At 72.9% G+C, this 10287-nt stretch carries 7 protein-coding genes, 1 pseudogene and 1 riboswitch; all 8 genes and pseudogenes read left to right on the top strand.

What is annotated here, in order from left to right:
- Window positions 1-120 precede the first annotated feature (120 nt).
- The 8 genes and pseudogenes from ACOJUF_RS24500 (at window position 121) to ACOJUF_RS24465 (ending at window position 10254) form a co-directional block, all read left to right on the top strand.
- The gene (locus ACOJUF_RS24500; RefSeq protein ID WP_420124418.1) at window positions 121-1278 is read left to right on the top strand and encodes an FAD-binding oxidoreductase; all 1158 of its coding nucleotides are present in this window, start codon (window positions 121-123) and stop codon (window positions 1276-1278) included.
- Between the two features lie 33 nt (window positions 1279-1311).
- Window positions 1312-1426, top strand: a riboswitch (SAM riboswitch).
- A gap of 245 nt (window positions 1427-1671) precedes the next feature.
- Window positions 1672-2667 (top strand): amino acid ABC transporter permease, encoded by a 996-nt coding sequence (locus ACOJUF_RS24495; RefSeq protein ID WP_420124417.1) that lies wholly within the window; start codon window positions 1672-1674, stop codon window positions 2665-2667.
- Window positions 2664-3518, top strand: a pseudogene (locus ACOJUF_RS24490) (amino acid ABC transporter ATP-binding protein). Before ACOJUF_RS24495 ends, ACOJUF_RS24490 begins: the two are co-directional and overlap by 4 nt.
- Before the next feature lie 64 nt (window positions 3519-3582).
- Window positions 3583-4602 carry an ABC transporter substrate-binding protein gene (locus ACOJUF_RS24485; protein ID WP_420124416.1) on the top strand — a complete coding sequence of 340 codons (1020 nt, stop codon included), beginning with the start codon at window positions 3583-3585 and terminating at the stop codon, window positions 4600-4602.
- A 54-nt stretch (window positions 4603-4656) separates the two neighbouring features.
- Window positions 4657-5811 carry an FAD-dependent oxidoreductase gene (locus ACOJUF_RS24480; RefSeq protein ID WP_420124415.1) on the top strand — a complete coding sequence of 385 codons (1155 nt, stop codon included), beginning with the start codon at window positions 4657-4659 and terminating at the stop codon, window positions 5809-5811.
- 51 nt (window positions 5812-5862) lie between these two features.
- Complete coding sequence (gene ssuE / locus ACOJUF_RS24475) at window positions 5863-7098, top strand: NADPH-dependent FMN reductase (protein ID WP_420124414.1); 1236 nt, start codon at window positions 5863-5865, stop codon at window positions 7096-7098.
- Complete coding sequence (locus ACOJUF_RS24470) at window positions 7095-9059, top strand: FAD/NAD(P)-binding protein (RefSeq protein ID WP_420124413.1); 1965 nt, start codon at window positions 7095-7097, stop codon at window positions 9057-9059. The genes ssuE and ACOJUF_RS24470 overlap by 4 nt, the downstream gene beginning before the upstream one ends.
- The gene (locus ACOJUF_RS24465; RefSeq protein WP_420124412.1) at window positions 9049-10254 is read left to right on the top strand and encodes an LLM class flavin-dependent oxidoreductase; all 1206 of its coding nucleotides are present in this window, start codon (window positions 9049-9051) and stop codon (window positions 10252-10254) included. Before ACOJUF_RS24470 ends, ACOJUF_RS24465 begins: the two co-directional genes overlap by 11 nt.
- Window positions 10255-10287: the final 33 nt, after the last annotated feature.

Below are 10287 nucleotides of genomic sequence, written 5' to 3'. Positions count from 1 at the left end.
CCGCCCCGGGGGCACGGGGCCCCCCCCCCCGTGCGGGCGGCGCCCGGGGGGGGGGTTCCGGGGGGGCGGGGGGGCGCCGGCCGCGCGGGGCCGGGGGGCGCGGCCGCCCCCGACGGGGCGTTGGTCCTGTCCACCGCGCGGCTCGACCGGATCCTCGAGATCGACGCCGACGACGGCGTCGCGGTCGTGCAACCCGGGGTGATCGTGGCCGATCTGGACCGGGCCGCGGCCCGGCAGGGGCTGCTCTACGCCCCCGACCCGGCCAGTCATGAGATCGCCACGGTGGGCGGGACGATCGCGACGAATGCGGGCGGTCTGCGCTGCGTGAAGTACGGCGTCACCCGGGATTCGGTTCTCGGGCTGACCGTCGCCCTGGCCGACGGCTCGATCCTGCGGACCGGACGCCGGACACTCAAGGGCGTCGTCGGCTACGACCTGACCGGGCTGTTCGTCGGGTCCGAAGGAACCCTGGGCGTCGTGGTCGAGGCGACCGTCCGGCTGCTCCCCCGGCCGGCGCGGACCCGGACCGCCATCGCCTTCTTCGACTCGGCATCGGCGGCAGCGGCCGCCGTCACCCCGATCGCCCGGGCCGGGGCCCGGCCCAGCGCGTTGGAGTTGCTCGACCACGGCGCCCTGCGCGCCATTGACGAGGCCCAGGGCACCGACCTGGCCGGCCGCGGCCGCGCGCTCCTGCTGGCACAGACCGACGGGTTCGGCGCCGATACCGAGATCGACGTCGTCGCCGATGCCCTCACGCGGGCCGGGGGCGTCGTCGAGCTGCCGGACGAGGCGGCCGCGCAGCGCTGGTTCTGGCTGCGCCGGCACGGCCGGGGCTTCGGTACCGACCAATGGTTGATCGGCGAGGACGTGGCCGTGCCCCGCTCGGCCGTCCCGGCCGCGATCGAGGCGATCGAGGCGATCGCGCGCCGGCACGGGCTGGACAGCGCCGTGGTCGCACACGTCGGCGATGGCAACCTGCACCCGGTTCTCAGCGCGCCCCGATCACCGGCGGACGAGCGGCCGCCGGCCCGCCTGCTGGACGCCGCCGACGAACTGGTCAGGGCCGCCCTGGCGCTGGGCGGAACCATCAGCGGTGAACACGGTGTCGGCATCACGAAGCGGCCCTGGCTGCGGTCGGAGCTGGACGGGTCCAGTATCGAGCTGCAACGCCGCCTCAAGCAGGTGTTGGACCCGACCGGCATTCTCAACCCGCACACCTGGCTCGGCCCCGCCGACGAAACCGCCTCGTCCGGCACACATCACAGCAGAGCCGTTTGACGCGAACACATTCCGTCCGTAGGCTGCAATGAAGGTCATGAGTTCCAGCATCAAGCCCCGGCTTGCTGGGCGGCAACCCTCCCACCGCGGTGGGGTGCTCCGGGTGACGACACGGCAGCAGACCCATTGTCTGCGGCAAGCGCGGGTTCCCCGAACCCGAGACCACCGGGTGAGGAAGACATGACGGCACGCAGTGCGGATCGACGGGACCTGTCCCGGCGGCGGCACGTCGATCACGGGTGGCTGGCCAGCGGTCTCTGTCGCCGCTGACGCCCAGCCGGGCAGCACTCGACGGTAGCGGCTTCGCCGCGCCGTGGCTCGCGCGACCCTCGACTCGTTTCGACGTCGGGCGTCCCGTGTCCCCCGCCGGATCCACCTTTCCGAGGAACCCCCGTGACGACCCTTCCCGTCCATGCCCGACCGGCCGCCCCCGCGGCGGATCCGGTCGACATCGCCGCCCGGCGCATTGATCCGTCCACGCTGACGGTGGTCCGCGCCCGCCATCCCTGGCGCTGGCTGTCGGCCGCCGCCGCCCTGATCGTGGTCGCGCAGTTCGTCAACGGGCTGGCCACGAACTCCGGGTGGGACTGGGCGACCTTCGCCAAGTACTTCACCGCGCCGGTCGTCCTGCAGGCGATGTGGCTGACCATCCAGCTCACGATCTACGGGACGGTGCTGGGCTTCGCCCTCGGTGTCGCCATCGCCGCCGCCCGGCTGTCGAAGAACCCGGTGCTGCAGACGATCGCCTGGACCTACGTCTGGGCGTTCCGATCGATCCCGCTCATCGTGCAGCTGCTGTTCTGGTTCAACATCGCCTACCTCTACGACACGCTGTCGATCGGCGTGCCGTTCGGCCCCGCCCTGGCCACGTTCGACGTAAACTCCACCATCAGCGGAATGACCGCGGCGGTCATCGGACTGGGCCTGCACCAGGCCGCCTACTCGGCCGAGATCGTCCGGGCGGGAATTCTTTCCGTCGATCACGGCCAGGTGGAGGCAGCCGCCGCCCTCGGTATCCCCCGGCGCCGGCAGTTCTTCCGGATCGTGCTGCCCCAGGCGATGCGCGGCATCCTGCCCAACGCGGCGAACGAGGTCATCAGCCTGTTCAAGGGAACCTCGATCGTCTCGACCATGGCGATCGCCGAGCTCTTCTACCAGGTCCAGGTCATCTACGGCCGCAACGGGCGAGTCGTCCCACTGCTCATGGTGGCCACCGTCTGGTACATCCTGATGACGACGGCCCTGTCGATCGTCCAGTACTACGTCGAACGGCACTACGCCAAGGGCGCCGTCCGGACGATGCCCCTGACGCCCCTGCAGAAGGCCCGCGCCCACCTGGCCGACTGGTCCGCCCGGGCCCGGCGCCAGTCCGCGGAGCACACCCGATGAGCACGAGGTTGATCCAGGCACCGGCCACCGCGGCCGCACCGGCCGTCATCGGCGATCCGGAGTACGCCGTCGAGGTGCTGGGCGTGCACAAGTCGTTCGGGGCGCTCGACGTCCTCAACGGGGTGGACCTGCGGGTGCGTCGGGGTGAGGTCGCGGTCGTCCTCGGCCCCTCCGGGTCGGGCAAGTCGACCCTGATGCGCGCCATCAATCACCTGTAAAAGGTCGACAAGTGTGTTATCCTGGTCGATTCCGAGCCGATAGGGTACCGGCTCAAGGGCGACAAACTGCACGAACTGCCCGAACGCGAGATCCTGCGCCAGCGGGCACGGGTCGGTTTCGTCTTCCAGAGCTTCAACCTGTTCGGGCACCTGACGGTCCTGGACAACGTGGTCGAGGCCCCGCTGGCGGCGCTGCGCATCGGCCGGCGACCCCTGCGCCGCGCGGCGCGGCGCCGGCGGGCGGAGATCACCGCGCGGGCCCGCGACCTGCTGGACGCCGTCGGCGTCGCCGACAAGGCCGGTGCCTACCCGCGACAGCTGTCCGGTGGCCAGCAGCAGCGCGTGGCCATCGCGCGCGCGTTGGCCCTCGATCCGGCCGTGATCCTCTTCGACGAACCGACCTCGGCGCTGGACCCGGAACTGGTCGGCGAGGTGCTGGAGGCGATCCGGACGCTGGCCGGCCAGGGTCGCACGCTGATCATCGTCACGCACGAGATCGGTTTCGCCCGCGAGGTCGCCGACACCGTGATCTTCATGGACGGCGGTGTCGTCATCGAGCAGGGCCCGCCGGACCAGGTCCTCGACAACCCCACCCACGACCGCACCCGGGCGTTCCTGTCCAAGGTGCTCTGACTCGACACCCGCCACATCCCGGCCCGGGCGCTCCCGCCCGGCCGACCCCACCGAAAGGACCACCATGTTCACCCGTACCGGACGCCTGCTCGCGCTGACCGGGGCGCTGGTCGCCGCGGCCCTGGCGATCAGCGCCTGCGGCGGATCCTCCAGCGGCGCCGACGGTTCCACGTCGGCCGCGAGCGGCGCCGAGGCCAGCGCGGGGTCGGCCTCACCGGCCGCCGCCCAGGCCGTGCAGTTCAACCTCGACCCCGAGCAGAACCGGATCACCACGGCGAAGGTGGACGCCATCGCGTCGCTGGTGCCGCAGGCGATCCGCGACCGCGGCACCCTGCGGGTCACCGGCTCCGCCGGGACGGCCCCGCCGCTGCGCTTCTACGCCACCGACGACACGACCCTGATCGGATCCGAGGTCGACCTGGCCTCCCTGTTCGCCGACGTCCTGGGACTGCAGGTCGACCTGCAGACGGCCGACTGGGCGCAGAACTTCGTACGGATCGACTCCGGCGAGGCCGACGCGTTCATCTCCAACGTCACGGTGACCGAGGAGCGCAAGGAGAAGTACGACTTCGCCACCTACCGGCAGGACAACCTCGCCCTGGAGACCCGGATCGACGATCCATGGACGGTCGCCAGCCGAAAGGATCTGGCCGGCAAGGTCATCGCGGTCGGGTCGGGCACCAACCAGGAGAAGCTGCTCGTCGATTGGAACGACGCCAACGTGGCGGAGGGTCTGGCGCCCATCGACATCAAGTACTTCCAGAACTCGACGGACTACTACCTGGCCCTGGACTCGGGACGCATCGACGGGTACCTCGGGCCCAACCCCACCGCCCAGTACCACGCCGCCAGCACCGGCCGGACCAAGGTGGTCGCCACGTACTCGGGCGCCGGAGACGCCCTGCAGGGCGAGATCGCGGTGCTGACGGCCAAGGACAACGGTTTGGCCCCGGCATTCCAGGCGGCGATCCAGCACACCATCGAGAACGGTACGTACCAGCAGGTTCTCGACCGCTGGAATCTGGCCAGCGAGGCGGTCGCCGCGTCCGAGCTCAACCCGCCCGGCCTGCCCAAGACCGGCTGACGCGCGCCCACCGACCGCTCACCGAATCCATCACGAGATCCGAGAGGAGGCATCATGTCCCGCAGCACCGCCGTCGAGCCGCACACCGTCGCCGTCATCGGTGGCGGCGCCATCGGCTCGGCCGCCGCCTGGCAACTGGCGGACCGGGGACATCGGGTCGTGCTGTTCGAGCAGTACGCCCCCGGGCACGCCCGGGGTGCCTCCCACGGGAGCTCGCGCATCTTCCGGTACTCCTACCCACTGGCCGACTACGTCGGCCTGGCCGGCCGGGCGGCCCGGCTCTGGCGCCGGCTGGAACGGCTGGACGGGCGACGGTTCTACGCCCGGACCGGGGCCGTCGATCACGGCGAACCCGGTGCGGTGGGTCGCCTGACCCGGATGCTGCGGCAACTCGGGATCGAGCACACGACGCTCACGCCCGACCAGGCCGCAGCCCGGTGGCCCGGGCTGCGCTTCGACGGCATGGTGCTGCATCACCCCGACGCCGGCCGCCTGCACGCCGACCATGCCGTGGCCGCCCTGCACCGTCAGGCGCGGGAGGCCGGGGCCCGGACGTGGTTCCACACCCCGGTGACCGGCCTGCGCCTCGCGCCATCCGGGGTCCGGGTCCTGACGGCCTCCGGGGCGTTCCGCGTCGACCAGGTCGTGGTATCCGCCGGCGCCTGGACCGCGTCCCTGCTGGCCGCGGTACCCGCGATCGCCCGCCGGCTGCCCGACCTGGTCACCACCCAGGAGCAGCCCGTTCACTTCGTTCCGGCGCAGACCCCGGTGGGCTGGCCCAGCTTCCTGCACCATCCGGGCGCCGGACACACCGGTGCCGGGATCTACGGGCTGGCCTCGCCGGACGGCGTCAAGGTCGGTGAGCACGGCACCGGACCCCGCACGGGCCCCGACGACCGCGATTTCCGCGCCGATCCCGCCGGGGTGGCGCGGCTGCGGGACTACGCCTCCCGTTGGATCCCCGGGGTGGATGCGTCGACCGCGCACGCGACCACCTGCCTGTACACCTCTACCCCGGACGGCCACTTCGTGATCGACCGGGCCGGCCCGATCACGGTCGCCGCCGGATTCTCCGGCCACGGCTTCAAGTTCGCTCCCGCCATCGGTGAGCTGGTCGTCGGGCTGGTCGACGGCACGGCCGACCCGCCCTCGCTGTTCCGGCTGCGCAGCGACCGCGCGGCCGCCGCGGCCCATGCCGGGAGCCCGTGAGATGGCCCCGGACACCTGCGCCCACCACGCCCTTCCCCTCACGGAGCAGCCATGTCGACGATCCTGAGCATTTCGGCCAGCCCGCAGCCGGTGTCGAGTACCCACTCACTGGTCACCCACGTCAACCGGCGCCTGGCCGCCGCCGGGCACACCGTCACCACCCTGCCCGTCCGCACGCTGCCGGCCGCGTCGCTGCTGACCGCCGACGTCACCCACCCCGCGCTGATCGACGCCGTCGGCGCCGTCCGTGACGCCGACGCGCTGGTGGTCGCGACCCCGGTCTACCAGTCGTCGTACTCCGGTCTGCTCAAGGTGTTTCTCGACCTGCTCCCCCAGTTCGCCCTGCGGGGCAAGACCGTGCTGCCGCTGGCGACCGGCGGGTCGCCGGCGCACGTGCTGGCGGTCGACTACGCCCTGCGCCCCCTGCTGTCGTCGCTCGGTGCGGCCCACGTGACGCCGGGCTGGTTCGTTCCGTCCGCGCACATCCGGACCTTCCCCGACGGCGGGGTCCTGATCGCGCCGCCGTCGCTGGGCCCGGTCGCCCAGGTGACCGAGGAGTTCCTGGCCACCCTGGCGGGCGCGGCCGGCCGGTCCGGTCCGCTGCCGGCCCGGGTGGACGCGGCCGCCGGTCCGCGGGTGTCCCCGTCGGCCGGCTCGGCCGATCTGCAGGTCCACCGGGTCGATCCCGGCGACGAGCTGCTGCGACCGCTGCTGGCCGACCTGGTCGTCGAGTACGGCACCCGCTACGGCCGGACGTCGCCGAACACCACTCTCACCGAGGTCCCACCGACCGACTTCGTCGCGCCGCACGGTGCTTTCGTCGTCCTGACGGAGGGCGGCCGGCCGGTCGCCGGTGGGGCGATCCGGCGGTACGACGCGACCACCGCCGAGGTCAAGCGGGTCTGGACCGCCCACCGGCACCGCCGGCGCGGGCTGGGCATCCGGGTGATGGCCGAACTCGAGGCGGCGGCGGTCGAGTTGGGCTACCGGCGTATCCATCTCACCACCGGGCCCCGCCAGCCCGAGGCCCGCGACCTCTATCTGCGGACGGGCTACACGCCGCGCTTCGACCTCACCGCGGACCCGGAGTCGATCGGTCCGCTCGCCTTCGGCAAGGAACTCGTGCCCGGCGCCGGACTCGCCGCCTGGACGGCGCCGGACCATCGCCCGGCGGACCCCGAGATCCGGGGAAGCCAGCCCCTGGCGACCGTCGGCGGAGCGGCGGGCTGGGGACCGGACGACCGGCGCCACGTGCATTCCACGGCCGTCAACGGGTCCCGGCGATGACCCGCTCACTGGTCTTCGTGGGCGGCGGGCCCCGCACGGTCGGCCTCGTCGAGCGGATCGCGGCCAACTCCGAACTCCTGCCCGACGGTCCGCTGGAGATCCACGTCGTCGATCCGTATCCGGCCGGCGGCGGCCGGATCTGGCGGAGCGATCAGAGCGACCTGCTGTGGATGAACTCGATGACCAGGGACACCACGGTGTTCACCGACGAGTCGGTCAGCTGCGCCGGACCGATCGTGCCCGGGCCCGCGCTGGACCGGTGGATCGCCGGGCCCGGCCGGGAGGTCCTCGTCGCGCACGGGCTGGCCGCCGAGGCCGACTCTCTCGGACCGAACGACTTCGCCTCCCGGCGGGTGCAGTCGCACTACCTGCGGTGGGCGTTCGACCGGGCGGTCGCGGCGCTGCCGGATCGGGTCCGGGTCGTCGAGCATCGCCGGCAGGCGGTCGGCGTGGTGGATGAGAGCCGTCCCGGCGGCCGGCAGGTCGTGCGGCTCGAGGACGGCACCCGGCTGGTGGCCGACGTGCTCGTGCTGGCCCAGGGTTTCCTGGACCGGGAGCTGACCGACGAGGAGCGAGGCCTCGCCGCCGCCGCGCAGCGGCACGGGCTGAGCTACCTGCCGCCGGGGTACACCGCGGACCTCGACCTGTCCGGATTGCGGCCCGGCGAACCGGTTCTGGTCCGCGGCCTCGGGCTCGCCTTCATCGACCTGATGGTGCTGCTCGGCCAGGGCCGGGGCGGCCGGTTCGACGAGGCGGCGGACGGCCGGCTGATCTACCACCCGAGCGGTCGGGAGCCGGTGCTGCACGTGGGATCCCGGCGGGGGGTGCCGTACCACGCGAAGATCGGCTACGCCGTTCCCGGCTCGGTGCCGGTCCCACCGGTGTATTTCACCGTCGAGGCGGTCCGGGCGAGCACGGGCGACGACGGCCGGCCGGTCGACTTCCGCGGGGTGGTCTGGCCGCTGATCGCCAAGGAACTGGCCGGCGCCCACTACCGGCGCCTGTTCACCGCCCACCCGGACCGGGTGCTGATGTCGTGGGCGGACTTCCGGACCGTGCTGGATGCGGCCCGGGTGACCGGGGACGCGTTCGCGCGGCTGGTGGAGCGGGCGGTCCCCCGCCAGGAGGACCGGTTCGACCTGCCGAGCATCGACCGGCCGCTCTCCGGGCGGTTCTACGGGTCCCATCGCGACCTGACCGATGCCGTCGTCGAGTACGTGGAGGCCGACCTGCGACGCCGCGCGGATCCGGACTTCTCCGCCGACGCCGCCGTCTTCGATGCGCTGCTCACCGTCTACGGGGTGCTGGGCGTTCTGATCAACCGGGGACTCATCGCGCCGGCGGATCGGATCCGATTCGTCGAGGGCGATTTCCACGGGTTCTTTTCGTTTCTGGCCAGCGGGCCGCCACCGCGCCGGCTGGCCGAGTTGCTCGCCCTGCATCGGGCCGGGCTGGTCCGGTTCGCCGGCCCCGAGTTCGAGGTGACCGTGCAGGACGGGCTTTTCGTCGGTCGGTCGCCGGCCGTGCCCGGAACCGTCCGGGCCCGGGCCCTGGTCGACGCCCGGCTCCCCCGGCCCGACGTCCGATCCGCGACGGATCCGGTGATCCGTGCCCTGCTGGACCGCGGCGAGTTGGCCGCCGAGCCGGTACCGGCCGCCTCCAGCCGGGCCCTGGGTGGAGGTCAGCTCCTGGCCGACGACCTCGCCCGCGCCCGCCGCGCCGACCGGTCGGTGCACCCACGACGGTTCCTGCTCGGCCCGTCCGTGTCGGGATCGGCCGGCTCGGCCGGCTTCTCGCGACCGGGATTCAACGGACCGGGGTTCCGGCAGAACGACGCGGTCGCCCGGCAGATCCTGCTCGAGCTGGCCGGTCCCGCCGTTCGCCCGCCCGCCGCCGATCGCCCCCTGTTCTCGCACGCACCCGTCCGCCCCCACCGATTGGAGAGTTCCCATGCCCGTTGAGTTCCTGGGGATTGCCGGCACCAACCCGGCCAGCGAGGTCACGCCGCGCCGGGGCGACATCCTGGACCTGGAGTACACCCGCCGGTTGGCCCGGGCCCACGAGGACAACGGCTGGGACCGGATCCTGTTCGCCTACCACTCGGGCTCGCCCGATCCGGCGCAGGTGGCGGCATACGTCGCCGGGCACACCGACCGGATCAACCTGGTGATCGCGCATCGCCCGAACGTCTCCGCACCGACCTTCTTCGCCAAGACCATCGCGACGCTCGACCACCTCTCCCGTGGGCGGGCCGAGGTGCACTTCATCACCGGGGGATCCACGGCCGACCAGGCCGCCGAGGGCGACCACCTGGACAAGGACACCCGGTACGACCGCACCCGGGAGTACATCCGGATCGTCAAGCAGGCCTGGACATCGCCCGATGCGTTCGACCATCCGGGCACCCACTACGACATCCGCGGGTACCGGCCGGACATCCGGCCGGTCCAGCACCCTCGACCACGGGTGTCCTTCGGCGGCTCCTCCGAGGCGGCCTACCGGGTCGGCGCAGCCGAGGCGGACGTGTACGCGCTCTGGGGCGAGCCGTTGGCCGGCACCCGGCAGCAGATCGCCTCGATCGACGCGGCGGCCGCCGCGGCCGGCCGGCCCCGACCTCGGCTGCAGATCGCGTTCCGGCCGATCATCGCCCCGACCGAGGAGCTGGCGTGGGCGAAGGCCGAACGGATCCTCGGCCGGATCTCCAGCGGGGTGACCGGTCGACCGCCCCACCACCACATCGGTGAGCCGGAGAACGCCGGGTCCAGGCGGCTGCTCGCCGCGACGGCGGACGCCGATCGGCACGACCGCGCGCTGTGGACCGCCCCGACGCGCCTGACCGGCGGGCAGGGAAACTCAACGGCGCTCGTCGGCACCCCGGAGACGGTGGCGGCCGCCCTCCTGGACTACTACGACCTGGGCATCACCCTGCTGTCCGCCCGCGGCTACGACATCTACGACGACGCGATCGATGTCGGCCGTTACGTCATCCCGATCGTCCGCCAGGAGGTCGCCGCCCGCGACGCGGCGGCGGCCCGCGCCGCTCACCCCGGCCCCGCGCCCGCCCCCGGCACCGTGGCCGCCCCCGGCGCCGAGGCCGCCACCGCGGCCGGGACGGAGCGATCCCCCCGGGCGGGCGTCCTGGCCGGCGCGAGCTGAGCCACCACCCATCCGGACCCCGAACCCGACAAC

The sequence above is a fragment of the Nakamurella sp. genome, assembly GCF_048594475.1.
Classification (GTDB): domain Bacteria; phylum Actinomycetota; class Actinomycetes; order Mycobacteriales; family Nakamurellaceae; genus Nakamurella.
Note: the sequence above shows the minus strand (reverse complement) of the source record. Positions and strands in the feature narration are given on the sequence as shown.